This is a genomic window from Salinibacterium sp. NYA9b, from assembly GCF_976973725.1.
This window is the reverse complement of record NZ_OZ333476.1, coordinates 1,944,433-1,968,686: the sequence shown is the minus strand read 5'-3', so window position 1 is coordinate 1,968,686 and position 24,254 is coordinate 1,944,433. Positions and strand designations below refer to the sequence as shown.

The 24,254-nt window shown below is 60.6% G+C and carries 30 protein-coding genes and 2 tRNA genes; 20 read left to right on the top strand and 12 right to left on the bottom strand.

Annotation, left to right across the window (positions count from 1 at the left end; genetic code table 11):
- Nucleotides 1-34: 34 nt before the first annotated feature.
- The 4 genes from ACWFSR_RS09415 to ACWFSR_RS09400 all read left to right on the top strand — a co-directional run bounded on the left by ACWFSR_RS09415 (nucleotide 35) and on the right by ACWFSR_RS09400 (nucleotide 3,284).
- Entirely contained in the window at nucleotides 35-1,402 is a 1,368-nt protein-coding gene (locus ACWFSR_RS09415) for a glucose-6-phosphate dehydrogenase (protein WP_307783843.1), read from the top strand.
- On the top strand, nucleotides 1,399-1,893 hold the full coding sequence (locus ACWFSR_RS09410) for an SRPBCC family protein (RefSeq protein WP_447522252.1): 495 nt from the start codon (nucleotides 1,399-1,401) through the stop codon (nucleotides 1,891-1,893). Before ACWFSR_RS09415 ends, ACWFSR_RS09410 begins: the two co-directional genes overlap by 4 nt.
- Nucleotides 1,894-1,995: 102 nt before the next feature.
- Complete coding sequence (locus tag ACWFSR_RS09405) at nucleotides 1,996-2,439, top strand: VanZ family protein (protein ID WP_197106002.1); 444 nt, start codon at nucleotides 1,996-1,998, stop codon at nucleotides 2,437-2,439.
- Complete coding sequence (locus ACWFSR_RS09400) at nucleotides 2,436-3,284, top strand: DUF3097 domain-containing protein (RefSeq protein ID WP_447522251.1); 849 nt, start codon at nucleotides 2,436-2,438, stop codon at nucleotides 3,282-3,284. Before ACWFSR_RS09405 ends, ACWFSR_RS09400 begins: the two co-directional genes overlap by 4 nt.
- A gap of 18 nt (nucleotides 3,285-3,302) precedes the next feature.
- On the opposite strand, the gene ACWFSR_RS09395 is transcribed toward ACWFSR_RS09400, so the two are convergent.
- Complete coding sequence (locus ACWFSR_RS09395) at nucleotides 3,303-4,229, bottom strand: LLM class F420-dependent oxidoreductase (RefSeq protein WP_447522250.1); 927 nt, start codon at nucleotides 4,227-4,229, stop codon at nucleotides 3,303-3,305.
- Between the two features lie 168 nt (nucleotides 4,230-4,397).
- Here ACWFSR_RS09395 and ACWFSR_RS09390 point away from each other — a divergent pair, with 168 nt between their 5' ends.
- From ACWFSR_RS09390 to ACWFSR_RS09375, 4 genes are read left to right on the top strand one after another with little or no spacing between them, the layout of a single operon-like run.
- A complete protein-coding gene (locus ACWFSR_RS09390; RefSeq protein WP_447522249.1) occupies nucleotides 4,398-5,030 on the top strand; it encodes an ECF transporter S component in 633 nt (210 codons plus the stop codon).
- Nucleotides 5,027-6,466 (top strand): ABC transporter ATP-binding protein, encoded by a 1,440-nt coding sequence (locus ACWFSR_RS09385; RefSeq protein ID WP_447523442.1) that lies wholly within the window; start codon nucleotides 5,027-5,029, stop codon nucleotides 6,464-6,466. Before ACWFSR_RS09390 ends, ACWFSR_RS09385 begins: the two co-directional genes overlap by 4 nt.
- Complete coding sequence (locus ACWFSR_RS09380) at nucleotides 6,463-7,218, top strand: energy-coupling factor transporter transmembrane component T family protein (RefSeq protein WP_197105998.1); 756 nt, start codon at nucleotides 6,463-6,465, stop codon at nucleotides 7,216-7,218. The genes ACWFSR_RS09385 and ACWFSR_RS09380 overlap by 4 nt, the downstream gene beginning before the upstream one ends.
- The gene (locus ACWFSR_RS09375) at nucleotides 7,211-7,726 is read left to right on the top strand and encodes an ATP-binding protein (protein ID WP_447522248.1); all 516 of its coding nucleotides are present in this window, start codon (nucleotides 7,211-7,213) and stop codon (nucleotides 7,724-7,726) included. The genes ACWFSR_RS09380 and ACWFSR_RS09375 overlap by 8 nt, the downstream gene beginning before the upstream one ends.
- On the opposite strand, the gene ACWFSR_RS09370 is transcribed toward ACWFSR_RS09375, so the two are convergent.
- Nucleotides 7,723-8,337, bottom strand: a complete 615-nt coding sequence (locus ACWFSR_RS09370) for a hypothetical protein (RefSeq protein WP_307783845.1) — start codon at nucleotides 8,335-8,337, stop codon at nucleotides 7,723-7,725. The genes ACWFSR_RS09375 and ACWFSR_RS09370 overlap by 4 nt on opposite strands.
- Before the next feature lie 46 nt (nucleotides 8,338-8,383).
- Nucleotides 8,384-8,734 (bottom strand): metallopeptidase family protein, encoded by a 351-nt coding sequence (locus tag ACWFSR_RS09365; protein ID WP_197105996.1) that lies wholly within the window; start codon nucleotides 8,732-8,734, stop codon nucleotides 8,384-8,386.
- Nucleotides 8,735-8,913: 179 nt separating this feature from the next.
- On the opposite strand from ACWFSR_RS09365, the gene ACWFSR_RS09360 reads away from it, so the two are divergent.
- Nucleotides 8,914-10,314 (top strand): CotH kinase family protein, encoded by a 1,401-nt coding sequence (locus ACWFSR_RS09360; protein ID WP_447522247.1) that lies wholly within the window; start codon nucleotides 8,914-8,916, stop codon nucleotides 10,312-10,314.
- Between the two features lie 100 nt (nucleotides 10,315-10,414).
- Here the strand turns inward: ACWFSR_RS09360 and ACWFSR_RS09355 are convergent.
- Nucleotides 10,415-10,490 (bottom strand) — tRNA-His (locus ACWFSR_RS09355).
- Nucleotides 10,491-10,536: 46 nt separating this feature from the next.
- Nucleotides 10,537-11,157 (bottom strand): oligoribonuclease, encoded by a 621-nt coding sequence (gene orn / locus ACWFSR_RS09350; protein ID WP_197105994.1) that lies wholly within the window; start codon nucleotides 11,155-11,157, stop codon nucleotides 10,537-10,539.
- A 67-nt stretch (nucleotides 11,158-11,224) separates the two neighbouring features.
- On the opposite strand from orn, the gene ACWFSR_RS09345 reads away from it, so the two are divergent.
- From ACWFSR_RS09345 to ACWFSR_RS09325, 5 genes are all read left to right on the top strand, one after another.
- Nucleotides 11,225-11,503, top strand: coding sequence for an oligoribonuclease (locus ACWFSR_RS09345; RefSeq protein WP_197105993.1), 279 nt, complete (start codon nucleotides 11,225-11,227; stop codon nucleotides 11,501-11,503).
- Nucleotides 11,481-11,783: a thioredoxin family protein gene (locus ACWFSR_RS09340; RefSeq protein WP_197109734.1), complete on the top strand. Its 303-nt coding sequence runs from the start codon at nucleotides 11,481-11,483 to the stop codon at nucleotides 11,781-11,783. Before ACWFSR_RS09345 ends, ACWFSR_RS09340 begins: the two co-directional genes overlap by 23 nt.
- Nucleotides 11,784-11,871: 88 nt before the next feature.
- Nucleotides 11,872-11,944, top strand: a tRNA-Arg gene (locus tag ACWFSR_RS09335).
- Nucleotides 11,945-11,969: 25 nt separating this feature from the next.
- Entirely contained in the window at nucleotides 11,970-12,407 is a 438-nt protein-coding gene (locus ACWFSR_RS09330) for a DUF1801 domain-containing protein (protein WP_447522246.1), read from the top strand.
- Between the two features lie 51 nt (nucleotides 12,408-12,458).
- Entirely contained in the window at nucleotides 12,459-12,821 is a 363-nt protein-coding gene (locus ACWFSR_RS09325) for a BP74-related protein (protein WP_447522245.1), read from the top strand.
- Between the two features lie 21 nt (nucleotides 12,822-12,842).
- Here the strand turns inward: ACWFSR_RS09325 and ACWFSR_RS09320 are convergent, their stop codons facing one another.
- From ACWFSR_RS09320 to ACWFSR_RS09310, 3 genes are all read right to left on the bottom strand, one after another.
- Entirely contained in the window at nucleotides 12,843-13,511 is a 669-nt protein-coding gene (locus ACWFSR_RS09320; protein WP_197105989.1) for a hypothetical protein, read from the bottom strand.
- Between the two features lie 55 nt (nucleotides 13,512-13,566).
- Nucleotides 13,567-13,815 carry a hypothetical protein gene (locus ACWFSR_RS09315; protein ID WP_197105988.1) on the bottom strand — a complete coding sequence of 83 codons (249 nt, stop codon included), beginning with the start codon at nucleotides 13,813-13,815 and terminating at the stop codon, nucleotides 13,567-13,569.
- Between the two features lie 100 nt (nucleotides 13,816-13,915).
- Complete coding sequence (locus ACWFSR_RS09310; RefSeq protein WP_447522244.1) at nucleotides 13,916-14,923, bottom strand: aldo/keto reductase; 1,008 nt, start codon at nucleotides 14,921-14,923, stop codon at nucleotides 13,916-13,918.
- 90 nt (nucleotides 14,924-15,013) lie between these two features.
- On the opposite strand from ACWFSR_RS09310, the gene msrA reads away from it, so the two are divergent.
- The 6 genes from msrA (at nucleotide 15,014) to ACWFSR_RS09280 (ending at nucleotide 19,340) form a co-directional block, all read left to right on the top strand.
- Nucleotides 15,014-15,535, top strand: a complete 522-nt coding sequence (gene msrA / locus ACWFSR_RS09305) for a peptide-methionine (S)-S-oxide reductase MsrA (protein WP_197105986.1) — start codon at nucleotides 15,014-15,016, stop codon at nucleotides 15,533-15,535.
- 127 nt (nucleotides 15,536-15,662) lie between these two features.
- Nucleotides 15,663-15,875 carry a methyltransferase gene (locus ACWFSR_RS09300; protein ID WP_197105985.1) on the top strand — a complete coding sequence of 71 codons (213 nt, stop codon included), beginning with the start codon at nucleotides 15,663-15,665 and terminating at the stop codon, nucleotides 15,873-15,875.
- Between the two features lie 202 nt (nucleotides 15,876-16,077).
- Complete coding sequence (locus ACWFSR_RS09295) at nucleotides 16,078-16,590, top strand: single-stranded DNA-binding protein (protein ID WP_447522243.1); 513 nt, start codon at nucleotides 16,078-16,080, stop codon at nucleotides 16,588-16,590.
- A gap of 70 nt (nucleotides 16,591-16,660) precedes the next feature.
- Nucleotides 16,661-17,140, top strand: coding sequence for a DUF6993 domain-containing protein (locus ACWFSR_RS09290; protein ID WP_197105984.1), 480 nt, complete (start codon nucleotides 16,661-16,663; stop codon nucleotides 17,138-17,140).
- 47 nt (nucleotides 17,141-17,187) lie between these two features.
- Entirely contained in the window at nucleotides 17,188-18,870 is a 1,683-nt protein-coding gene (gene ettA, locus ACWFSR_RS09285; protein WP_197105983.1) for an energy-dependent translational throttle protein EttA, read from the top strand.
- Nucleotides 18,871-18,872: 2 nt separating this feature from the next.
- A complete protein-coding gene (locus ACWFSR_RS09280) occupies nucleotides 18,873-19,340 on the top strand; it encodes an acyl-CoA thioesterase (protein WP_447522242.1) in 468 nt (155 codons plus the stop codon).
- Nucleotides 19,341-19,405: 65 nt separating this feature from the next.
- Here the strand turns inward: ACWFSR_RS09280 and ACWFSR_RS09275 are convergent, their stop codons facing one another.
- The 4 genes from ACWFSR_RS09275 to ACWFSR_RS09260 form a co-directional block, all read right to left on the bottom strand.
- Complete coding sequence (locus tag ACWFSR_RS09275) at nucleotides 19,406-20,641, bottom strand: glycerate kinase (protein WP_447522241.1); 1,236 nt, start codon at nucleotides 20,639-20,641, stop codon at nucleotides 19,406-19,408.
- A 111-nt stretch (nucleotides 20,642-20,752) separates the two neighbouring features.
- A complete protein-coding gene (locus tag ACWFSR_RS09270; protein WP_197105980.1) occupies nucleotides 20,753-21,646 on the bottom strand; it encodes a glycine betaine ABC transporter substrate-binding protein in 894 nt (297 codons plus the stop codon).
- 103 nt (nucleotides 21,647-21,749) lie between these two features.
- Nucleotides 21,750-22,709, bottom strand: a complete 960-nt coding sequence (locus tag ACWFSR_RS09265; protein WP_197105979.1) for an ABC transporter permease — start codon at nucleotides 22,707-22,709, stop codon at nucleotides 21,750-21,752.
- Complete coding sequence (locus ACWFSR_RS09260; RefSeq protein ID WP_197105978.1) at nucleotides 22,706-24,004, bottom strand: quaternary amine ABC transporter ATP-binding protein; 1,299 nt, start codon at nucleotides 24,002-24,004, stop codon at nucleotides 22,706-22,708. Before ACWFSR_RS09260 ends, ACWFSR_RS09265 begins: the two co-directional genes overlap by 4 nt.
- Nucleotides 24,005-24,254 lie beyond the last annotated feature (250 nt).

Sequence of the window (24,254 nt, the reverse complement as noted above, 5' to 3'; positions counted from 1 at the left end):
CGTTCGAGTTTCAGCAGTATCGAGCAGAGAGTGCATGATGACGGCACGGATTGAAACACTGATCATCCTCGGAGCAGGCGGAGACCTCACGTCGCGCTTACTCTTGCCCGGCCTTGCGTCGTATCTGGGCGGTGGCGAAGCGCAAAAACTCACTCTCATTGGCGTGGATCGTCAAGAAATGGATGACGCGGCCTGGCAGAAGCGCGTCGCGACATCGTTTGCGGCTCAGGCTTCGCCCGCTGCTGACGCCGTGGCCAGTGCAGCGCACTACGTGCAGGCCGACGTCACTGACGCGCAACAAGTGCGCGACGTGATCGAGTCGGCTACCGGCCGTGTGGCGTTGTATTTTGCCTTGCCTCCGGCGGTCGCCCATCAGGTTGTTTCGGTGTTGGCGACCATTGATTTGCCCGAGGGGATTGTGCTTGCCCTTGAGAAGCCCTTCGGAAGCGATGAGGCCAGCGCTCGTGATCTGAACCGCGTGTTGCAGACGATCGTGCCAGAGCAGCAGGTTTTCCGGGTTGACCATTTCTTGGGCAAGTCGACGGTGCTGAACCTTATCGGTTTGCGGTTCGCTAACCGTGTCTTCGAGCCGCTCTTGGCCGCACCTAATGTGGCAAAGGTCGAGCTAATTTTTGATGAGGCGCTCGCGCTCGAAGGTCGGGCTGGCTATTACGACCGCGCCGGCGCTGTGGTCGACATGATCCAAAGCCACTTGCTGTTGGTGATGGCGCTTACTGCGATGGAACCACCGGCGAGCGTGAGCTCAGAGGACTTGCGGGGGTCGATGGCTCAGGTGCTGCGAGCAACGCGCGTGCAGAGTATCGACGGCACGTGCGCTCGCCGTGCGCGCTACACCGCGGGCACGATCGGCGACCGCAGCCTTCCCTCGTACGTTGACGAGAAGGGCGTGAACCCTGATTTCGGCACGGAGACTCTGGCTGAGGTCACGTTTGAGATCGATAACTGGCGTTGGGCTGGTGTGCCGTTTGTGTTGCGCTCGGGCAAGGCCATCGGCAATGCCCGTCAAGACATCGTGATTACTTTCGCGCCGGTTCCGCACCTTCCCTACGGCCTCACGGGCAGCGAAGATCCTGCGAAGCTCACTATTTCAATCAAGCCGGCAACGCTCGAACTCGATCTCATCGTGAATGGCGCTGGCGATCCGTTCACGCTCGACCGCACGCAACTCACGACCACCCTCGGCGCCCCGGCCATGAGTGCCTACGGCGAAGTGATTGCATCTCTCGTTGAGGGGGATCCAGTGTTGTCGGTGCGCGGCGATGTCGCTGAACAGTGCTGGCGAATTGTCGCTCCCGTGCTCGAGGCATTCCGCACTAATCAGGTTCCTTTGGAGGAGTACGAGGCCGGTTCGTCCGGCCCGGGATCGTGGGAGTCAGCATGACCAGCACCGGCCGTCGTGGGGTGACCGCAACCGCGCAGGCCCGCACACGAGCGAGCGCCCGCCAGGCCTACGACTACTCGGGACCGATTGACCCTGCGCAGTTTTATCCTCGCTTCGGCCCCTTGCCGGCGGTCGTCACTGTGCTCGAGCAGTCCGGAACGTGGGATGCTGTCGGTCACACCCGACGCCTCGTGCTCTCCGATGGTGGTCACGTGGTTGAGACGATTACCAACGCGGATTCTCCCGAACTTTTTGCTTACGAACTCAGCGACTTCCAGAAGCTTTTTGGCCTGCTCGTTTCGGGGGCTCGAGCAGAATGGCGCTTCGATGACCGCTCGACCGGTTCGCGCATCCGCTGGAGCTATACCTTCTTCGCGAAGCCGGGGCGAAGCTGGATCGTGTGGCTGATCATTCGCCTGTGGTGGGGGCGTTACATGCGTCGGGTGTTGCCGCCAATTGCGCGTGAAGTGGAGCGGCTCGCGGCTAGCTAGGGAAGCGCAGTTACCGAATCGTTGCCATAAATGGCGCTGTTCACATCCTGCTTCCACCCTTCTCACAACTGGCGCGAAGATGCGCTTGTGACAATGGCTGGTATGTTCCGATCGAGATTTGCCGTTGCGTTAGCCGCAGCGCTCTACTTCGCCGCCCTGGCGAGTCTCGCTTTCGTGATCGCTCCGGGCAGTAACGGTCGCTTCTGGATCTGGACCACCGTTGCGTTTATCCCCGTTGGTATTTTCTTGGTTGGCATGTTCGGCCGTCGCCGTTGGTGGGCAGCACTCGCCTTCAGCATCGTTGCCGCAGCGTGGCTCGAAGCCGCCCAGACGGTGTGGATGCCCGTCGGCTACGCGGATGTCGTTGACATTCTGCTCGCGGCTATCGGTTCCGGGATCGGTGTTTCTTCCGCCGTGGGCATCGCGCTCTGGCGAGAGCACGCCCAACGCCCGGCAGCAGCATTCGCGCAACCGTCGACGAACCTTGCGAGCTCCCGTCGCGCCTCCGCCAGCAACGCGGCGGCACCGCTTAACCTCGATCGGTGACTGACGACCGCTATTCCCACGACGTTCTCGCTGACTTCTCAATCAAACGCGGGCCAGCAGTGCTGCCGAAGGTTCCGATCGAATCCGGCATGGTTGTCGAGGTAATCGCTGACGGTTACGTAGGTGCCCTGGTGGGTTTCGCCAATGGGCTCATGGAGCTCGAAGACCGTCGGGGCTCCGCTCGCGCGTTCCCTCTCGGCAGCGGCTATCTCATCGACGGCGTGCCGGTAGAGCTCGTCAAGCCCGCGCCGAAGGCTGCCGCCGCCGCCCGTAAGACAGCCTCAGGGTCGTTTGCGGCCCCCGAGCAGCGTGCCCGCACCGCGCTCGCGAGTCGCATCTATGTCGAAGGCCGCCATGATGCGGAACTCGTCGAAAAAGTGTGGGGTGATGACCTGCGCGCCGAAGGTGTCGTCGTCGAATTCTTGGGCGGCATCGACGACCTCGAGAAGATCGTCGCCGACTTTGCACCCACCTCCGACCGCAAGTTGGGAATCTTGGTCGATCACCTTGTTCCTGGCTCGAAGGAGAGCCGAATTGCGGATGCTGTGGGGCGCGGCAAGTACGGCCAGTACGCGCTCGTGGTCGGTCATCCATTCGTCGATGTCTGGCAGGCCGTGAAGCCGCAAAGCCTCGAAATCGCTGCCTGGCCTACGGTGCCGCGCACGATCGAGTGGAAGCACGGCATCTGCGAAGCATTCGGCTGGCCGCACGAAGACCAAGCCGACATTGCTCGGGCGTGGCAGTTCATCCTGTCGAAGGTAAAGAACTTCGGTGACCTCGAACCAGCACTTTTGGGGCGCGTTGAGCACCTCATCGACTTCGTCACGGTCGATCAGGACTCCTAAAGCGGCCCCGCAGCACTATCAGTCGAGCTGGGGAATCACTTCGCGGGCGAGAAAGTCGAGCTGGTCGAGATCGTGGAAGTCCATGATCTGGAAGTACACGCGAGTGAACCCGAGTGCCTGCAGCTCTGAAATCTTGTCGACGACTTCGCTGGCAGTTCCCGCGAAGCCGCCAAGACGCAGGTCGGCGGGAGTTGCGTTGGCTGCGGTAGCACGCGTCTCGATCTGAGCTTCGGTGGCGCCGATAGCAGTCGTGCCGGCAACGGAAAGCACGAGCGTGGCGGGGTCGCGGTCGAAGTGCTCGCACGCGGCACGCACGCGGTTGATGCGCTCCGTGAGCGGCGCAATGGTGGCGAAGCCAGCGTTGTACTCGGTCGCAAACTTGGCGGTGAGCGCCGGCGTACGGCTTGGACCACTGCCGCCGATGATGATCGGCAGAGGGTTCTGCACGGGCTTCGGCAGCGCGGGGGACTGGCTCAGCTGGTAGTGCTTGCCCTCATAGGAGAAGGTCTTTCCCGGTTCTGTGGCCCAGATGCCCGTGATCACGTCGAGCTGTTCTTCGAGCATGCCGAACCGCTTCGCCGGGAACGGGATGCCGTACGCAGCATGTTCGCGTTCGAACCAGCCGGTGCCGAGCCCGAGCTCCACGCGGCCGCCCGACATGTCGTCGACCTGCGCCACTTGAATCGCCAAGATTCCCGGATGCCGAAAGGTCGCCGAGGAGACGAGCGTGCCCAGACGAATCGTCGAGGTTTCGCGCGCCAGCCCCGCAAGTGTCGTCCACGAATCAGTGGGGCCAGGCAGCCCGCCGTTGCGGTCATCCATCGTCACGTAGTGGTCAGAACGGAAGTAGCCGTTGAAACCGAGCTTCTCTGCGGCTTGCGCAAGAACAAGCTGATCGGTGTAGCTGGCGCCGTTCTGAGGTTCAGTGAAGATGCGGAAGTCCATACGCCGAGCCTATTGATGATTAGACTGGGTGGCGAACACGGGAGTCCGGTGAGCCGGGCTGAGAGGGAGCTTCTCCAAGCTTCGACCGTCGAACCTGATCTGGATCATGCCAGCGCAGGGAGCAGACACTCTTGAAACCCGTGCCATTCACTAGTGAAAGGCACGAAAGTGACCACAACAGCACCATACTCATCCACGTCTACCCCGACGAAGCCCGGATCGCGTTTTCAGTGGCGGGTGATCGACATCGTCGTCGCGAGCGTTATCGGCGTCGCAAGCGGTTTGATCTTCGTCGTCTGGAACATTGCATCCGTTCCCGCTCTGGCCCCGATCGCTGCGCTCCTGCCCGGCCTGCAAGCGATTGGTGGCGGTTTCTGGCTCTTCGCCGGTGTGCTCACCGCACTCGTCATCCGCAAGCCGGGTGCCGCGATTTACGGAGAGATGGTCGCCGCCTCCGTGTCGGCCCTTATCGGTAACCAGTGGGGTGTACTCACGCTCGTGAGCGGCTTCACACAGGGCATTGGTGCCGAGATCGTCTTCGCTGCCTTCCTCTACGCCAACTGGCGCGTCAGCGGTGCGATTCTTGCGGGCGCCGGTGCCGGCCTCGCGATGGCTATTACTGACTTGCTGCTCTGGTACCCGGGATCAGCGCTTCCCTTCATCATCATCTACACGATCGCCGCCATCGTCGGCGGGATGCTCATTGCTGGCCTCCTGTCGTGGCTCGCGACACGCGGTATTGCCGCAACCGGAGCGCTCAACCGCTTTGGTGCTGGCCGCGAGATTGCGAAACGGGTCTGAGCCCCACCACGCCTGTTGGCGTCACCGTCGAAGGATGGGGGTGGCGCCATTCCAGCAGGCTCGCTTGGGCGGTACGCGGTCTCGATCTGCGTATTGAACCGGGCGAACGCGTGTTACTCCTCGGCGAGTCCGGGGCGGGAAAGTCAACGTTTCTGCATGCCCTCGCGGGGGTAGTCGGCGACGACGAAGGCGAAACAGAAGGTTCCCTGCTCGTTGCGGGCGAGCATCCGGCCGCCCATCGTGGGCGCACCGGTCTCGTGATTCAAGACCCCGACAGCCAGGTGATCTTGGAGCGCGTCGGAGACGACGTTGCGTTCGGTTGTGAAAACTTGGGTGTTCCGCGCGACGAAATCTGGATTCGTGTGCGTGACAGTCTCGCCTCCGTCGGCCTCGAGGTTGCTCTCGACCGCAACACCAGTGCGCTCTCGGGCGGTCAGAAGCAGCGGCTCGCGCTCGCCGGGGTGCTGGCCATGCGGCCCGGTTTGATCGTGCTCGACGAGCCAACCGCCAATCTCGACCCCGCGGGGGTGACCGAGGTTCGGGATGCCGTCATCCGCGTCGCCGAGGCAACCGGCGCCACGATTGTGGTTGTCGAACACCGCGTCTCGGTGTGGAGCGACGTTGTCGACCGCGTCGTAGTGCTCGCCGCCGGCGGGGGAGTCATCGCCGATGGGGCGCCAGCCGACGTTCTCGCACGGCAGGGCAAAGAGCTCGCCGCTCGGGGAGTCTGGATCCCGCAGTTTCCGCCACCGCGCCCGGTGCGGGCAGTGCGGGGCCCGCAACACGCGCTTCTCAGCGCTCAGCAGTTGACCGTCGGCCGCGGCAAAGTAGCCCTGGGGGCTCCGCTCGACCTCCAGATCATGAGCAGCCACGCTCTGGCCATCACCGGCCCCAATGGCGCAGGCAAGTCAACGCTCGCGCTCACCTTTGGTGGGCTTTTGTCGCCCGTCAGTGGTGCTGTCGTGGCGAGCCCGGCGCTCGCGAATGGAGCGGGCGAGCAACCGATCCGCTGGAAGTCGCGTGAGCTGCTCACCCGAATCGGCACCGTGTTTCAAGATCCCGAGCACCAATTGCTGACGAGCACAGTGCGCGCAGAGCTCGAAGTGGGCCCGCGGGCATTGAAGCTCCCCGAGAGCGAAGTGGATGCTCGCGTCAACGAGTTGCTCACCCGGTTGCGCCTTGACCGGCTAGCCGACGCCAACCCGTTCACTCTCTCGGGCGGCGAGAAACGTCGCCTGAGCGTCGCCACAGCCCTCGCTACGCGCCCGCAGGTGCTCGTGCTCGACGAACCCACGTTCGGGCAAGATTCGCGCACCTGGAGCGAATTGCTCGCCCTGCTGGCACGACTCGTGGATGACGGAAGCAGCGTAATCGCCGTCAGCCACGATCTCGATTTCGTCGATGCACTCGCCGACTCAACGGTCGTGCTCGAATGATCCCTATCGCGTCGGTGAATCCCGTGGCCAAACTAGGAGCAGGGCTCCTCGTGAGCCTGTTCTTGCTCGCCACGATCGACTGGGTGTCGGCCACGACCGCGCTCGTGCTCGAGCTTGCCATCATCGCGTTCTTCGGGATTGAGCCGAAACGATTCTGGTTGCGGACTTTGCCGGTGTGGGTGGCGGCGCCGCTGACCGCTCTCACGATCCTGCTGTATGGCCGCTATGACGGCACCGTGTACTTCGAATTCTTGTTGATCAGAATCAGTGATGGTTCGATCGAGCTCGCCCTCGCGACCTTCTTGCGGGTGCTCGCGATCGGCCTGCCCGCCGTCGTGTTGTTTATCTCGATCGACCCCACCGACTTCGCTGATGGCCTCGCTCAGCGACTTCGACTGCCCGACCGCTTCGTCGTTGGCGCGTTAGCAGCCGTGCGCATGGTCGGGCTCTTTCTCGAGGATTGGCGCTCCCTCGAACTAGCCCGTCGCGCTCGTGGCGTGGCAGACCGTGGTCGCCTCCGCCGTATCGCCGGTCAGGGTTTTGCGTTACTTGTGCTCTCGATCCGTCGAGGCAGCAAACTGTCTATTGCGATGGAAGCGCGCGGCTTCGGCGGCGATACGACCCGCACGTGGGCCCGGGAGTCGCCGTGGGGGCGGGCTGAATGGCTCACGCTGCTCGTGGGTCTGCTGATCGGCATTACCGCTACAGTCGTTGCCGTGCTCACGGGAAGTTGGAATCTCATTGTTGGCTAGCGCGCAGCCGCCTGCTCCGCGCTGGCGGTGTCTTATCGACGGTCGCTCTGGTTCGGGCAAGACCGAACTTGGCCGTGCCATGGCCGCAGCCTGGCCAGAGGTTCAGCTAGTGAAACTCGACGACTTTTATCCCGGCTGGGATGGCTTGGATGCCGCTAGCGCCCTCGTTCCGCGCATCCTCACCGAGTTGCGGTGGCAAGAATGGAACTGGCTCACCAACGAGCCGGGCCCCTGGCACGAGCTCGACGGCGATCGCCCCCTCGTGCTGGAGGGAATCGGTGCCCTGAGCCGCGCATCCGCCCCTCTCGTCGACCACAGCATTTGGGTCGAGCTCGACGACGCCTCACGCAAGAAGCGGGCCCTCGACCGCGACGGAGACACCTACGCCCCTTATTGGGAGCGGTGGGCACGCCACGAGCTCCGCTTTATGGCGCGCGAGAACCCCCGTGAACTGGCGGATGAGACGCTCGACGGTGTCGATATCTCACGCTGGTTCGCTGGGCGTTAGTTGGACTTGTTCCACACTTGAATGAGGTCGGTTCCGCGCGGGTTGACCGTCATCACGTCCCCTTCGCAGGTGAGCACTAGCCCGAGCATGTCATCGAAGTCGCTGCGGGGAATCGTGTACTTCAACTCTTCGACAGGCTCATCGGCGAGCACTGCCGTGGTTTCGACCGTGTAATCGGAGATGTCCCAGTCGCGGGGGATCGCGACATCCACGTTGATGAGGGCCTTGCCGACGACGGTTCCCGTGTAGGACTGGGTGATCGTCATGACTTGATCTGCCTTGGGCTCAGCGCTAATTGTGAACACGAGGTCTGACTCGATCGTGAGAGCACCAGTGCTCTCCCACGTGAGAGTTTGTCCGCCGCTAGGTTCAACAGCCTTCGCCGGAACGTCTTCAGAGGGTAGTTCTGCCAGAAGCTTTTCAGCGAGATCAGCAGTGTCGAGCGTCCACGTGTGACCCATCGCGCACAATTCCATGGCCGTAGGCGGCTCGCTGGTATCGGCGGGTTCGATCAGTGCGCAACCAGACAGCACCAGCAGTGCGGCGGGGGCCATCAACAACGCACTCGCGCGCTTGCTCGAAATCATCAATCCTCCTGAGGTTCGTGACACTCACGAAATCCTACGCGGTCAGGACCGGATGTCGGCTCACCGACCGCTAGGCCCAGCCGAGTTCATGCAATTGCTCGTCATTGATGCCGTAATAGTGGGCGATTTCGTGCACGAGAGTGATGTGAATCTGTTCTTTCAGCTCGTCGAGCGACTCGCTCACGGCCAGCAGTGGTTCCCGAAAGAGGACGATGCGGTCGGGCAATTCGCCAAAGCCGTACTGACCGCGCTCAGTGAGGGCAACACCGTCGTACAGGCCGAGCACCGAGAGTGACCCATCGTCGGGGCGATCTTCGGTCACAAATACGACGTTCTCGAGCCCCTCAACGATCTCGTCCGAAAGTGCATCAAGGCCTTCGACAACGAGCGTCTCGAACTGTTGGGCATCGAGATTCTCCATGAACCCAGCTTGCCAGCTTCTGCTGGGAGGAATGACAGTGCCCTTTCCGGTGAAACTCCCGTTGTGGTCTTAGCAAACCGATAGAAACTTTCTTTAGCGTCGCACTCATGCAAAGAAAAAAGTTATGGGGCGTAGTCAGCACTACCGTCGTTCTCACTCTTACACTCGCGAGCTGCTCCGTGGGTTCGACGGACACTGCGGGGAGTGCAGGCACCACCGACTTTGTGAACGTGAGTCTCACGACTGAAGCGGACTCGTTTTTCGATTCTGCTGTTGTGCACTCGATCGAAATTGACGTCGATAGCGACGAGGTCCTAGAGATGGTTGAGACGTATCTCGATTCCGGCGATAAGGAGTGGCTGGAAGCGACCGTGGTTATCGACGGCACGACCTATGGGCAGGTGGGAATCAAGCTCAAAGGAAACTCGAGCTTGCGCGGAGTAACCGCGGACACTCCCATTGAAGAACTGCCCTGGAGAATTCGTCTCGATAAGTATGTTGACGGACAAAGCATCGAGGGGGTCACTGATGTTGTGGTGCGCTCCAACAACACTGAGACCTCACTGAACGAGGCTGTTGCTCTTGAGACGTTGAGCGCGGCTGGGTTGGCGAGCGAAGAATCAGTTGCGACACGGTTCTCCGTGAACGGTAGCGAAGAGACTCTGCTTCTCACTGTCGCGGTGCCGAACCAATCGTGGATTGAACGAAACTACGAGGCGGGATTGCTGCCCTCGGATGATGGCATCCTCTGGAAGGCGGAGAGCGAAGGCGATTACTCCTGGTTAGGTGACGACCCGGAGCTCTACACGGAGGTGTTTGATCGCGAGGCCGGAGATGATGACTACGAGCCCCTGGTCAACTTTCTCGATGTCGTAAACAACACGACAGACGAAGAGTTTGTCGATCAACTTTCCGACGTTCTCGACGTGGAATCCTTCGCGCGATATCTCGCGGTTGAAGATCTCATTGACAACTTTGACGACATTGATGGGCCTGGCAACAACTCGTACCTGTATTACGACCCAGATTCTGGGCTCATGTCAGTCCTGGCCTGGGACCATAACTTGGCGTTCGGCACGGTAAACGAAGCCGGCGGCGGTACCGCGGGCGGCGCAGCGCCTGAGGGTGCGCTTCCTGAGGGTGCGCTTCCTGAAGGCGAGCTTCCTGAGGGCGAGCTTCCTGAGGGCGAGCTTCCCGAAGGTGAGCGTCCGGGCGGCGCCGCTGACGGTGTCGCTCCCGGAGGTTTGCCTGCCGGAGGCGGCGGGGATGCCGCAGGCGGTGGACAGGCTCAGCAAGGCAACAACATTCTGACAACACGGTTCACCGAGATTCCGGAGTTTGCTGCGATGTACGAGGATGCGCTCGAGGAGTTGCAGGCGGAGATTTTCGAGAGCGGGCAATTCGCCAGCATCGTAGAGTCGCGTTCCGAAACGCTGTCTGACGAGGCAGCTGATCTCGTCGACAGCGCAGTGCTGGAATCTGAAACGGAAGCGATACTTGCCTACTCATCTGGTGAAGTGCAAGAAACCGCGGCAGGGCAAGGCGGTGCTCAAGAAGGCACGCGACCGGGCGGTCGATAATTCGTAGGTCGCTCGCTGCGGGGAGCCGGTAACAACAAAAATGAGGCCCAACTCCTCGCGAGACATCGTGCTCGTCTCGAGGGGTTGGGCCTCATTATCTTGGGGTGAACGACGGGGCTCGAACCCGCGACTTCCGGCTCCACAAGCCAGCGCTCTACCAACTGAGCTACGCCCACCAAGGTTGTTTTTCGCCCTGCGGCGATAAGCAACTGTATAAGTGTATTACAACCGCGGAGCGAATCCAGCCACTACGTCAGCAGAAATTGCTTGAACCTGTTCTGTCGTCGGTCCTGGCTCGCCCACAAAGACCGCTTTGCGGTAGTAATCGAGCTCACGAATCGACTCGAGAATGTCGGCAAGAGCCCGATGTCCTCCGTTTTTGTCTGGGGCGTTGAAGTACACGCGCGGGAACCAACGCTTCGAGAGCTCTTTGATCGACGACACATCGACGCTGCGGTAATGCAGGTGAGTGTCGACGCGTGGCATGTACTTGGCCAAGAATGTACGGTCGGTGCCAATGGTGTTGCCGGCCATCGGGGCGGTGCGGGCGTTGGGCACGTAGCGCACGATGTATTCGTTCACGGCGAACTCGGCGTCAGCAAGAGAAACCCCGTTCGGCATCTCTTCGATGAGTCCGCTTGAGGTATGCATGTTGGTGACGAACTCACCCATGTTCGCGAGAGCAGCCTCACTGGGCTTGATGACAATCGTCATTCCCTCATCGACGGGAACGAGGTCGTAGTCGGTGATCACCACCGCAACTTCGACGAGTTCGTCGATTTCGACATCCAATCCCGTCATCTCGCAGTCGATCCAAACCAGATAATCAGCGTGTGATGCCATGTGCTGATTCTACCGCTCCTGAAATGTCACCAGCGTTCGTCCACTCTTGTCTGGTAAACCTGTGGTCATGAGCGAATCAACCCCCACTCTCGCGCACGGCGACGAGTACATCGTGTTTTTTGTCGGCGGCCCGTACAACGGCCAGAACGATACGCGTATTGCAACCGAGGAGGGATGGGATGATTATGTGACCCTGATCGCTGCAGACGCTGTAGGTTCCGAAACGCAATTGCGTTACGAATCTCCGGTAGCGAAGCAGGTCGGTGACAAAGTCCACGTGACGTATACGTGGGATCAGGCCGATAGCGACCCTCTGGAAGACCTTGACGAACGAAACGACCTCTAACAGCAGCACTTCTGAACAGCCAACGGTGCTGTTCTTTTCGTCTGCCTTTTGTGACCCGTGTGCGACGGCGCGCCGAACCCTCGACGAGGTGGCGCGCCTCGTGCCGGCGGTGACCTATGCAGAATTGGATGTCGCGCGTGAGGCAGAGCGTGCCGAGCAGGCTGGCATCACCTCTACGCCCACCATCGTGATTGTGTCTGCGCAGGGCGAAGAAGTTTTCCGTGCCCAGGGCGCCCCAACGCTCAACCAGATGTTGGTGGCGCTCGCGAAAGCCGTATAGCGGCTGATTCGCATCGTGCGATTGGTCCGCATCGTGCCACTGATCCGCATCGTGTGACTAACGCGCTATCGTTTAACGCGTATACCCCGCCCTCGTAGCTCAGGGGATAGAGCAGGAGCCTTCTAATCTCTTGGCCGCAGGTTCGAATCCTGCCGAGGGCACCGCATCGAAGGGGATGGTCCTGACGTGAACACACCGAACAAAACGGCCCCCACCGAGGTCACCGTTGCCGAGTTCATCGACTCCGTGCCGACCGAACGGCGGCGGGATGAGGCGCAGACTCTTCTGGATATCTTTGGCCGTGCCTCTGGCCAGCCTGCAGTGATGTGGGGCACATCCATCATTGGGTTCGGCTCTAGTCACTATCGGTATGCCACCGGTCGTGAGGGAGATACGGCCACGATTGGTTTTTCTCCGCGCAAGGCCAAAATCTCGCTGTACACGGCTCGCAATTTTCGGGAGTTCCCGGAGCTGCTTGAGCGACTGGGAACCCATGAACTGGCGGTGGGCTGTCTTTATGTCAAGAAGTTGGCGGATGTCGATCTTGCGGTTCTCGAGGAGTTGCTGACGCGAAGCTATGAGGTCGCCCGTTTTGATTACGATGCGCTCGCCGAGGATGACTGAGGCTCCGGCGTGAACCGGCGGCGGGCTCTCCTGGCGGCCGCGGTGGCTGGTGTGGCGCTAACCACCGTCTCGGGTTGCATCGCAGGGCCGGAGCCGACGGTCGCAGTTTTCGAGGTCCCCAGTGGCGGTCAGTTCACGATCGAGCTTGTGACCCCGGAACTCGTTGAGCATGCGCAGGCACTGCTGGCGGGGGAGAACGTGGCCGCGGTGCCTCAGGGAGTCGTCGTGCGGGAATCGTCGTCGGTAAATATGCCGTGGTCGTGGCACATCGACCCTGCCACGCTTGAGTTCACCAACATCACGACCGAGGCGTGCGATGGTATTCCGCAGTATGTCGAGGATGAGATTCTGACCTCAGACAGTTTTTGTCCGTGGTCTGCTCGTGTTATCGCGGTTGAGGGACCTGACGCCTAGGCCGTGTGGTGGTCCACGTTGTTAGTCGCGGTCGGGAGTGATGACGACTGTCGGAGTCGGTTCCGAGCCTGACGCGGTAGCGGAAGACGGCGGTGTGGACGAACCCGTAGACGGTGTTGAGCTGCCTTCGGCGGCTTGACGCGACGCCCATTCTTGCTGCTTGACGACGAGCTCGTCTTCAGCTTCGCCGGTTTCGTATTTCCAGCTGGCGAGGTCTTGAGCGAAGAGCTTCTTGGCGCGGCCGGGACGGGCTTGCCAATCAATGAGGCCGTCTTGAAGCTCTGCGAGGTCTTGTTCGGCCTGGAAGCTGTAGTTGACGGAGTTCTTCTTCATGGCCGCGAGCTTGTGAGAAGCCCAGTCGGCGGCGATGTTTGCACCCTTGAGGGGGAGGAGGCGCACTCGAACTTCGGCTTCGCTTGCCTGGTAGTCGACGTGCTCTTTTTCGCCGGCGGAGAGAGTGCTCCAGGCGGCAGCGCGACGGCCCGATGAAATAAGAGCAGCGACGGCGGCAGCCTTGGCTTGGCGGTCTTGGTGGCCGATAAGGCGACGCAGCGAAGAGCGCGCGATGAGCCCGACAATGATTCCTCCGACAACAATCGCGAGGAAGGGCACTAGAGCGTTCGTAATAAACGTCCAGCCTGCATCAGAGTTGAACCAGTCGACGATGTCGTTCCACCACTCAAGAATCATGTTGGAACTGTAACCCGGCTAGCGCACGTGACCCGATAGCGACAGGCGCGTCACATCAAAACCGGAAGATATCGAGAGCATCGTCGATGGTCCAAAAGTCTCCGAGGGGCAAGAAGCGGCGTTGGCGCTGAAGCATGCGCTTGGCTTGAAAACGAAACCCTGCAGCGGATTGCCAGCGGTGAACGTAGCCCAACACTTCGCCATCCTGGCGGGTAATGCGCCACAGGTCGTCGTTGAGTTGAACAGTCACGACGCTTGAGCGAATCGAGCGCGTAGGGCCAGCGAAATCGAGAGTGGTGGTCATGGGTGCTCCTGACAAATATCGAACGCGAATGTGTGTTGTTCGAATATATGTTCGAACACTGACATTCGTGCGTCAGGAGCACCTCAATGACGAGGTTTGGCTAGCGCAAAGCCGTACCGTCGAACGCGAGTGGCTCGATGGCGGCAAGTTCGGCATCCGTTAATGCTGGGCCCTCGAGGGCGGCAAAGTTGTTCTCCAACTGCGCGACACTGCTGGCTCCGACAAGCGCAGACGTAACTTGCGGATGACGCAGCACCCAGGTCAGCGCGAGCTGAGCGAGGCTTTGCCCACGGTTCTGAGCAATCTCGTTCAGGGCCCGAACGCGTTGCAGGTAGGTGTCACCGATGGGGCCGGGCTGGAGCCAGCGACCCTCAGACGCACGAGATCCGTCGGGGATCGTGCCATCCAAGTAGCGGTCGGTGAGCAAACCCTGCGCGAGCGGGGAGAACACGATGCTGCCGGCGCCGATTTCGTCGAGCACGGGAAAGAGTCCGCTTTCGATGTGGCGATCAAACATGTTGTAGCGCGGCTGGTGAATGGTCAGCGGGATGCCGTACTCCGCGAGTGCGGCAGCGGCGGCTACGGTCTGCTCGGGGCTGTAATTCGAGACACCAACGTAGAGCGCTTTGCCCGAGTTCACTGCGGTCGCCAATGCGCCCATCGTTTCTTCGATAGGGGTCTCGGGGTCGGGGCGGTGGTGGTAGTAGATGTCGACATAGTCGAGGCCCATGCGGTCGAGGCTTGCGTCGAGAGACGAGAGCAAATATTTGCGTGAACCCCAGTCTTGGTAGGGGCCGACTCCCATCATGTAGCCGGCCTTGGTCGAGATGATCAGTTCATCGCGATAGCGCTCGAAGTCGTCGGCAAAGATCTCGCCGAAGTTGCGCTCGGCGGCACCGATTTCGGGGCCGTAGTTGTTGGCCAAGTCGAAGTGAGTGATGCCGAGGTCGAACGCGCGGCGCAGAATCGCTCGTTGCGTTGCGCGGGGGCGGTCATCACCGAAGTTGTTCCACAATCCCAACGAAATCGCGGGAAGTGTGAGGCCGCTGCGGCCTACGCGGTGATATTCGGCGGTGTCATATCTGGCGAGGGAGGCTTCGTAAGGCATTCGTTCAGCATATGCCCAGCGACTGAGGGAACACGGCACGCGAGGTGTGCGTTGTATGAGACATCCAGCCCAAGAAAGTAGGCTCAACTTATGCACACATTTCATCTCGCAGGCGGCTGTTTCTGGTGCCTCGATGCGGTCTACCGCACCCTCAACGGCGTCACCGACGTAGTCTCTGGATACACCGGCGGCACAGTGCCCAACCCCAGCTACGAACTGGTGTGCACTGAGACCACCGGCCACGCAGAAGCGGTTGCCGTCACCTTCGACCCTGAGGTCATCCCCGACGAAGTCATTCTTGACGTGTACTTCACCCTCCACGACCCGCGCCAGCTCAACCGGCAGGGCAACGACGTGGGATCGTCGTACCGTTCGGCGATGTTCTACGAAGACGACGAGCAGAAAGCTCTCTTCGAGGCTGCCCGTGACCGCGCATCCGAATATTGGGATGGCGGCATCGTGACGACGATCGAGCCACTCGACACCTACTACAAGGCTGAGGACTACCACCAGGACTTCTTCGCGAAGAACCCCGGCCAGGGGTATTGCATGGCGGTTGCGTTGCCCAAGGTCAACAAAATTCGTTCATCGTTCTCGAGCTACATCAAGTAGTACTCGGCAGCGACATAATCTGTGCGCCGTCTCGCACGAAGGTCTTTATCTTCGTCGCGAGGCGGCGTACGGTCGTTAACAAGCGACAGTGGCGTCGCTTTCTTACTAATTCGAAGGAGGTTCGGAAATGACAAACCACACTCTGACCGGACAAACCTGGGTGGCATTCACGCAGGCAGGAGCAGTTGGCTCGGTGCACCGGGTAACAGACGGGTTCACCTTCAAGTTATTGAAAGACGAAGACTATCGAGCGGTGTATCCGACTCTGGATGCCGCGAAGGCTGCCCTGCACGCGAACCTGCTTCCCGGCACGGCGTGGCCCGAGTTCCGCGAGCACTAGGCTGATCGCCCACTTCTCCTGATAGCGGGCGCGGTGTGTCCGGCATCCACAGATGCTTAGGCGCATCTCGCTCGCTCTGGCGTGCTGACGAACACTGGTGTCAGACGGATGCCGGGTCGGCTTCCCGGCACGAGTGTCGGCCCGCATCTGTCTCCCACATCGGCCGCGTTGTTCGCTTCGTGGCCCAGACCAAGGAGCAGATATGTCAGACACCATTACCGTTTCGGGGCTCGTCGCGACGACCCCACGGCACATCGTCACGAGTGAAGGTTTGCCCATTACGTCATTCCGGCTCGCGTCTACGCAACGTCGGTTTGACCGCAGCAATCAGCGGTGGATCGATGGCGAAACCAACTGGTACACGATCACCTCGTTTCGCCAGCTCGCGATCAACAGCGCTACGTCGATCGGCAAGGGCGATCGCGTCGTGCTCAGCGGGCGACTGAAGATTCGCGAATGGGAGAACGCTGACCGCAGCGGCACCAATATCGAGATTGAAGCAGACTCGCTCGGTCACGATCTCATGTGGGGCACTGCTCAGTTTTCTCGAACCATCTCCAGTGTGAGCTCAGCGAGTCACCAGACCGAGAGCGACGATACGTTCCCCGCAGCTGACGCTGACGCTGACGCTGACGCTGACGCTGACGCTGACGCTGACGCCGCTGAAGAAGGCGAGCTCATTGCGGCGGGAAGCAGCGCAGTCAAGCCCTTCTGAGCGGATCGTGCGCGCAAGCAATCTAGACTTGATGCGGCCCTGAAGTCTCGTGGCCGATGAAGGGAATGCAATGCGCGTACGACCCACTCGCCGACTCGGTGCAGTTCTTGCCCTTACCTTGGCGGCAGCAGTCGCGCTCAGCGGTTGCGTAGCGGAGACGCCCGAACCGACAGCAACCCCCACAACATCAACGACGCCGGCTCCCGAAGCCAGCGAGACCGCCCCCATGCTGCGCCCCGGCGAGAATGCCGTTGCTAATCGTCAATTCTTCGATCAGATCAACACCGAGTACTTCGAAGCGAACGGTCGCGGAGATGGCCGCAGCATCGTCGACAACCTCATCGAAAACGGCTTCGAAAAGCAAGACATGGAAGTTACTGCAGACACCACGGCTATCGGCCTCGCCACAGACTCCATCGTGGTCTCCGTGCGCATCAAGGGAGAGTGCCTGCTTGGCCAGTTTGCTCCCGATAACTACGTCTCATCCATCGAACCGCTTTTGGGCACCGGCGGCTGTCTTGTCGGAAAGACCCGCGCAATCGACTGGTAGTCCCGAATCGGGTTCGACTCACGCCCAGCGCTCCGTAGAATGGTCACATGGCCGAATTCATTTATTCCATGGTGCGCGCGCGAAAAGCGGTCGGCGACAAGCTCATCCTTGACGACGTCACAATGTCGTTCTATCCCGGCGCGAAGATTGGTGTGGTTGGCCCTAACGGTGCCGGTAAGTCCACAATCCTCAAGATCATGGCGGGCCTCGACATCCCCAGCAACGGTGAAGCCCGCCTGAGCCCTGGGTATTCCGTCGGCATCCTCATGCAGGAGCCCGAACTCGATGAAACCAAAACGGTTCTCGAAAACGTGCAAGAAGGCGTTGGACCGATCAAGGCCAAGGTTGACCGTCACGCGGCCATTGGCCTCGAAATGGCTGAGCCAGACGCCGACTTTGACGCGCTCATGGCTGAAATGGGTTCGCTTCAGGAAGACATCGACGCTGCTGATGCGTGGGACCTCGACTCCCAGCTTGAACAAGCAATGGATGCCTTGCGCACCCCGCCAGGAGACTGGCCCGTCAACAAACTCTCCGGTGGAGAGAAGCGCCGTGTTGCGCTCACCAAGCTGCTCCTTCAGAAGCCCGACCTGCTGCTTCTCGATGAGCCCACTAACCACCTCGACGCCGAAAGTGTTCTCTGGCTCGAGCAGCACCTCTCCAAGTACCCGGGCGCCGTACTGGCCGTAACCCACGATAGGTACTTCCTCGACCACGTCGCCGAGTGGATTGCTGAAGTCGACCGCGGTCACCTTTACCCCTACGAGGGCAACTACTCCACCTACCTCGAGAAGAAGCAAGAACGTCTTCAGGTGCAGGGCAAGAAAGACGCCAAGCTCGCGAAGCGTCTCTCGAGCGAACTCGAGTGGGTGCGCTCCAACTCCAAGGGCCGCCAGACCAAGTCGAAGGCTCGACTCGCACGCTACGAAGAAATGGCGAACGAAGCGGAGAAGACCAGAAAGTTGGACTTCGAAGAAATCGTCATCCCGATGGGGCCACGCCTCGGTGCGCAGGTCATCGACGCCAAGAACCTCAAGAAGGGTTTCGACGAGCGCATCCTGATCGATGGGCTCAGCTTCACCCTTCCCCGCAACGGAATTGTGGGAGTCATTGGCCCGAACGGTGTCGGTAAGACCACGCTGTTCAAGACCATCGTGGGTCTTGAGCCGCTCGACTCTGGAGACCTGAAGGTCGGCGAAACAGTCGACATCTCCTACGTCGACCAGACTCGTGGCGGCATCGACCCCAACAAGACGCTGTGGGAAGTTGTCTCTGACGGCCAGGACTACATCCAGGTCGGCAAGACTGAAATTCCGTCGCGCGGGTACGTCTCGCAGTTCGGCTTCAAAGGTCCAGACCAGCAAAAGAAGGCCGGTGTGCTCTCCGGTGGTGAGCGCAACCGCTTGAACCTCGCGCTCACGCTCAAGCAGGGCGGAAACCTTCTCCTGCTTGACGAACCGACTAACGACCTGGACGTCGAGACTCTCGGAAGCCTCGAAAACGCGCTCCTCGAGTTCCCCGGCTGCGCTGTGGTGATCACTCACGATAGGTGGTTCCTCGACCGCATCGCGACCCACATCCTCGCCTACGAAGGTTCGGAAACGAATCCCGGTTACTGGCACTGGTTCGAGGGCAACTTCGACGCTTATGAAGAGAACAAGATCGAGCGTCTCGGCCCCGACGCGGCCAAGCCTCACCGCAGCGCCTACCGCAAGCTCACCCGCGACTAGCCATGAGATTGCACATCCCGCTCCCGCTGCGCTGGTCAGACGTTGACGCGTACCAACACGTCAACAACGCCGAAGTGTTTCGTCTCCTCGAAGAGGCGCGCATTCACGCATTCTGGCCAGTAGCGGGAGCGGATGCGCCCCTCACCGCCGTGCTCGATGGTCGTCCAGGCGGCGCCACCATGACGCTTATTGCGCGTCAAGAAATCGAATACCTGCTTCCGATTCCGTACATGCGCGAACCCATCGACATCCAGATGTGGATTGGGCGCGTCGGGGGAGCAAGCCTCGAAGTTTGCTACGAGATTTACACTCCCGTGGGCGTTGAGCCCCAGCAACTCTTCGTTCGAGCATCCACCACATTGGTGCTTGTTGATGTTGCAACTTCACGGCCCATGCGCATTAGCCAAGCGCAACGCGCTGTATTCAACGACTACGCCGAGGAACCGCTTCAATTCGCCAAGCGGCGCTAGTCGCACGCGCTAATTCCCGAGTGCTAGCTGTCAGACGCTAGGTGCCAAGCGCTAGCTGCCAGACGCTAGTTGCCGAGCGTCGCGTCGTCGTCGCCCTCTTCATCTCTGAACTCGGCGTCGAGGTCGGTGGGTTCGAACCATTCGGCGATAGCGTGCGCGCCACGCGCTTCGAGCAGCGGAGCCGCCAGCTGGAAGAGTTCTTTGCGGCTCTCGATACCTGAGCCCAGCGGCAGAGCTACGTCGATGCCAGCAGCCTTCGCTTCGCTCGGGCTCATTCCCACACTGCCCGCAATTACCGCGAGCCACCCGCTTGGGCCTTTGGCGCCGCGCAGGTAGTCAACAACTTTGCCGTCGAGCGACTGCGAATCGAAGCGGCCCTCGCCGGTGAGAATGATGTTGGCGCTGGCGATTACCTCGCTCAGCCCGATCGCATCGGCAACCAGCTGGGCGCCGGGAACCAACTCTGCGCCGAAGAGCGCCACAAGAGGAGTGGCCATACCGCCGCCGGCTCCCATGCCGGGCAGGGCGCAGATTCCGGCGGCAGAGAAGCCGCGTTCGGCAGCCAGCGGTGTCTCTGCCAGCACTTCGGCAAGTCTGGTGAGCCCGGCATCCAAGACAGCGACATCGGACGCCGAAGCCCCCTTCTGAGGCCCGAAGACGTGGGCTGCGCCCTGTTCTCCCACCAGTGGGTTGGTCACATCGACGGCGATGCGCCACTGCGTCTCCCGTGCGCCGGCGATGAGCCCGCTGAGGTCGATCGTTGAGAGGGAGGCTAGCGCGCCTCCTCCGGGTGCCAGTTCGTTGCCCTCGGCGTCGAGGAATCGCGCACCGAGCGCGCGGAGAATGCCCGTACCGCCGTCGGTGGTTGCGGAGCCGCCGAGAAAGAGTGTCACGTCGCGCGCGCCTTTTTCGATGAGGCGTGCGGCGATGAGGCCGACGCCGTAGCTGTCGGCGCGCAAAGCCTGTAGCGGCACGTCGCTGACGTAGGGGAGTCCGTTGGACTGCGCGGCTTCGATGATCGCCCGGCGACCTTCGCTGTCGAGGCCGTAGCTGGCTTCGCGTTCGCGACCGATGGCATCCACCGTCGTCATCGTGAGCGCCGGCTGGAGCCAGGCGGCCAGTACGGCGTCGAGGGAACCTTCTCCGCCGTCAGCCATGGGGAACGTGAGCACGGTGGCTGACTCGGGAAGCATTTCGCGGGCTCCACGTTCGAGAGCCGCCGCGGCATCCGCAGCGGTCAGGCTGCCTTTGAACGAATCGGGAGCGATGACGACGACAGGATTATCAATTGCTGGCACCATTCGACCCTAGCGTGACACCGGATGGTTGCCGTGCGCACGCAAAAAGGGGCCGCCCGAAGGCGACCCCTTTTCGTGAGTTACAGCACCGAAGCGCTGAAAGCTACAACAGTATTAGCTGGTGAGGCCGTCTACGTAGTCCTGGTTCGCTGCAATCCAGTCAGCAACGATGGGCTCGAAGTCGGTTCCTTCGTACTCGTTGTACATGACGTTCTCGAGCGAGTAAAGCAGCTCGGAGTCCATCTTGAAGCTCGAGATCCACTCGGTGACCTCAGGCATGTCGTCGCTCAGGGTGTCGCGTGCGAAGGAGTGAATTTCTTCAACGTCTCCGAGCGTTCCCTCGGGGTCAGCAAGGTCCTTGATGTCGAATGCATCGTAGGCCCAGTGCGGACGCCAGAGAGTGACGGCAATGTTCTCGCCGTTGTCGAGTGCAGCCTGCAGTTCAGCAAGCATGGCGGGGGTCGACGAGGTGAGAAGTTCCATGTCGTCGAGGCCGTAGGTCGGCATGGTGTTGTTCAGGACTGCTTCAGTGAGTCCTGCACCAGGCTCGATACCAACGATGCGGTTGCCGAAAGCGTCAGCGTTTGCTGCGAGCTCGTCGAGCGAATCGATGGGGGCATCAGAGTTGACTGCAACGGTCAGGCCAGCTTCGCTGTTCCATGCGCCGAGGTCTTCAATGGTGTCGCCGTACTCTTCCATCAGGCTTGCGTGAGTGATGGGGAGCCATCCGTCAAGCGCGATGTCGTAGTCACCGGTGCTGAGGCCCGAGAAGATCGGGGTAACGTCAGCGTATTCGAGCTCTACGTTGTAACCCTTTTCTTCAAGGATTGCCTTCCAGAGGTACGAAACTGCTTCGCCCTCAGGCCATCCGTTGAATACGGCAATGCTGAGATCCTTGCTCTCAACAGCGTCGCCGGACGCGGTGTCGTCTCCGCCTGCGGCGCAAGCCGACAGACCGAGGAGCGCAGCGGCTCCGATTGCAATTGCAGCACGTGTCTGCTTCTTCATTGTGTCGTCCTTTTCTGTCAACGCTAAAGCGTCGACGATGTTGACGTCGATGCATACAGGATTTTCTGCATGCGGGAAACGAGCGCGGGTTGGCGCCCGAAAATTAGCGAACGGGGGGAGTGTGTTCGGCTGGTTCGGTCGTAGCGGCCGAGCTGTCTGCGGTGGTGTCAACCACTTCAGATTCTTCGCTACGGCTACGAACCTTGAAGGACTCGATAATGAACTGGAAGTAACCCTTGCCCGAACCGAAGGATGCCGTGAGGCGGTCCAGGAAGATGGCCAAGATAACTACAGACAGTCCAGCCTCGAAGCCGAGTGCGACATCCGCTCGGCTCAAGCTCTGGATAACGGGCTGGCCGAGGCCGCCGGCACCAACCATGGACGCGATAACGACCATGGAGAGCGAGAGCATGATGACCTGGTTTATGCCGGCCATGATTGACGGCAGAGCCAGCGGAAGCTGAATCTGTCGAAGGATGCGGCCGGGCGATGCGCCGAAAGCCTGGCCGGCTTCAACAACTTCGCTATCCACACCGCGAATTCCGAGTTCCGTGAGGCGAACACCGGGTGCAAGAGCGAAGAGCACGGTTGCGACGATTCCGGGAACGTCACCTATGCGGAACAGGATGAGCGCAGGAATCAGGTAAACGAAGGCGGGCATCGTCTGCAGGAAGTCCAAGATCGGCTTCACGATGGTCGAGACCGTTCGGTATTTAGCCGCCAGAATTCCTAACGGAACACTGATAATGATGGCGAGGAAGGCCGCGACGAGCACGAGCGCCATGGTGTCCATAGCATTTTCCCACTGGTCAAGCGTGAGAATAAGCAGAAAACCAAGGATGCTTCCTACCGAGAACATCCAACCGCGAGCCACAAAAGCAATGACGGCGAAGATGATCAGGATGACCCAGAAGGGTGGGGAGGTGAAGAGGAAGTTCATTCCGTCGGAGATCGACGCAATGATGAACTTGATGACGTCGAAGAAGGCGCCAAAAGTCTCGGTGATGTAGTCAATACCGTTTTCGACCCACTGGCCGAGGGGAATTCTGAGGAAGTCGTTCATCGTGCGTCCTCCTTCGCGTCGGAGCTCGTATCGCTGGCGTCAAGGGCGTCGGTGATGACCGAGGTCGAGACGGTAAGAGGCGGTTCGATGGCTTGAAATTCATCGGTGTCGGTCGTGACGTTGCCGAGAGCAGCAAGCAGAGTAACGCGAGGTACGACACCCCGCAGGCGGCCACGCTCGTCGATAACGGCGAGCGGAAGAGGGCTTTCGACCGAGGGAACGAAAAGTTCCGACAGGTAGGTGTTTTCGTCCACCGCGTTGTATTCGTCGCTCAAGATCGTTGTCAGGTCGCTGACGCCCTTGCGGACGAGCTTCATCACGTCAGCATCGCGAACGACGCCCTGGAGCGTGCGGTCGCGGCTGATTACGAAAGCAGTTGAGGTCTGAAGGTCACGCATAACCTTCAGTGCTGCGCGCGGTCCGCCACTGGCGAAGACCGTCGCACGGACGGGCTCCATGACGCTGGCGGCCGTGAGAACACGCGAGCGGTCAACATCCTGAACGAACTGAGCAACATAGTCGTTGGCCGGGTCGGTGAGGATGTCTTCTGGCGTGCCGATCTGAACGATGCGGCCGTCACGCATCACTGCGATGCGATCTCCGAGGAACATTGCCTCGTTGAGATCGTGAGTGATGAAGATGATGGTTTTGCCGAGTTCGGTCTGAAGCTCGAGCAGCTGCTCTTGCATTTCGCGACGAATCAGCGGGTCGAGAGCACTGAATGCCTCGTCCATGAGGAGGATGTCGGTATCGGCAGAGAGGGCGCGGGCGAGGCCGACGCGCTGCTGCATTCCACCGGAAAGTTCGGAGGGCATCTTGGAGCCCCAGCCCTTGAGACCAACGAGGTCGATGGTCTTCTGGGCGCGAGCGAGACGTTCAGCCTTCGGCATTCCCTGAACTTCGAGGGCGTAGGCCGCGTTCTCAAGAACGGTGCGGTGCGGGAACAGGGCGAAGTGTTGGAACACCATCGAAATGTGACGGCGGCGAACCTCGCGAAGCTTGGGACCGGAAATGCCGGTGATCAGGTCGCCACCGACGGTGACGCTGCCCGATGTGGTGTCCCACAGTCCGTTAAGCATGCGGATGAGGGTGGATTTTCCGGAACCGGAAAGGCCCATGACTACGAAGATTTCACCGGGGCGAACGTCGAAGCTCGCATCGATGACCGCTGCTGTTCCTAGGTCAGTAATCTCATCGCGGGTGGCGCCATGCTGAAGCCTCTCAACGGCTTCCTGTGGACGGCGGCCGAACACCTTGTAGATGTTCTTCGCGCTAACAGCAAATTTCTCGGTCACGTTCTCCTGATTACTCGGCACCTTAAGGGCTTCGCTTCTCTCGATTACGGTCCGGGTTGAACGCAGGGCTCTGTCAATTCCAAGGTGGTTCTGCTGGGAAAAGATAGGGGAGCGCTTTCGGAGCAACTCCACTGCGAAACAACCGTACGAGCGACATCCCGGTGACGGGGTGGCGCGCGCGGCCTGATTTCGTAGCACCTTGCTTACAGGGCCCAAAAAAGGGGCACACCGCCAGCAAGGCCGATATCAA

Bases quoted from the DNA above. Each gene is read 5' to 3' on its own strand.
- ACWFSR_RS09415 (WP_307783843.1), top strand. From the start codon at position 35: ATGATGACGGCACGGATTGAAACACTGATCATCCTCGGAGCAGGCGGA.
- ACWFSR_RS09410 (WP_447522252.1), top strand. From the start codon at position 1,399: ATGACCAGCACCGGCCGTCGTGGGGTGACCGCAACCGCGCAGGCCCGC.
- ACWFSR_RS09405 (WP_197106002.1), top strand. From the start codon at position 1,996: ATGTTCCGATCGAGATTTGCCGTTGCGTTAGCCGCAGCGCTCTACTTC.
- ACWFSR_RS09395 (WP_447522250.1), bottom strand. From the start codon at position 4,229: ATGGACTTCCGCATCTTCACTGAACCTCAGAACGGCGCCAGCTACACC.
- ACWFSR_RS09380 (WP_197105998.1), top strand. From the start codon at position 6,463: ATGATCCCTATCGCGTCGGTGAATCCCGTGGCCAAACTAGGAGCAGGG.
- ACWFSR_RS09365 (WP_197105996.1), bottom strand. From the start codon at position 8,734: ATGGAGAATCTCGATGCCCAACAGTTCGAGACGCTCGTTGTCGAAGGC.
- orn (WP_197105994.1), bottom strand. From the start codon at position 11,157: ATGGCATCACACGCTGATTATCTGGTTTGGATCGACTGCGAGATGACG.
- ACWFSR_RS09345 (WP_197105993.1), top strand. From the start codon at position 11,225: ATGAGCGAATCAACCCCCACTCTCGCGCACGGCGACGAGTACATCGTG.
- ACWFSR_RS09320 (WP_197105989.1), bottom strand. From the start codon at position 13,511: ATGATTCTTGAGTGGTGGAACGACATCGTCGACTGGTTCAACTCTGAT.
- ACWFSR_RS09315 (WP_197105988.1), bottom strand. From the start codon at position 13,815: ATGACCACCACTCTCGATTTCGCTGGCCCTACGCGCTCGATTCGCTCA.
- ACWFSR_RS09310 (WP_447522244.1), bottom strand. From the start codon at position 14,923: ATGCCTTACGAAGCCTCCCTCGCCAGATATGACACCGCCGAATATCAC.
- msrA (WP_197105986.1), top strand. From the start codon at position 15,014: ATGCACACATTTCATCTCGCAGGCGGCTGTTTCTGGTGCCTCGATGCG.
- ACWFSR_RS09300 (WP_197105985.1), top strand. From the start codon at position 15,663: ATGACAAACCACACTCTGACCGGACAAACCTGGGTGGCATTCACGCAG.
- ACWFSR_RS09295 (WP_447522243.1), top strand. From the start codon at position 16,078: ATGTCAGACACCATTACCGTTTCGGGGCTCGTCGCGACGACCCCACGG.
- ACWFSR_RS09290 (WP_197105984.1), top strand. From the start codon at position 16,661: ATGCGCGTACGACCCACTCGCCGACTCGGTGCAGTTCTTGCCCTTACC.
- ettA (WP_197105983.1), top strand. From the start codon at position 17,188: ATGGCCGAATTCATTTATTCCATGGTGCGCGCGCGAAAAGCGGTCGGC.
- ACWFSR_RS09280 (WP_447522242.1), top strand. From the start codon at position 18,873: ATGAGATTGCACATCCCGCTCCCGCTGCGCTGGTCAGACGTTGACGCG.
- ACWFSR_RS09275 (WP_447522241.1), bottom strand. From the start codon at position 20,641: ATGGTGCCAGCAATTGATAATCCTGTCGTCGTCATCGCTCCCGATTCG.
- ACWFSR_RS09270 (WP_197105980.1), bottom strand. From the start codon at position 21,646: ATGAAGAAGCAGACACGTGCTGCAATTGCAATCGGAGCCGCTGCGCTC.
- ACWFSR_RS09265 (WP_197105979.1), bottom strand. From the start codon at position 22,709: ATGAACGACTTCCTCAGAATTCCCCTCGGCCAGTGGGTCGAAAACGGT.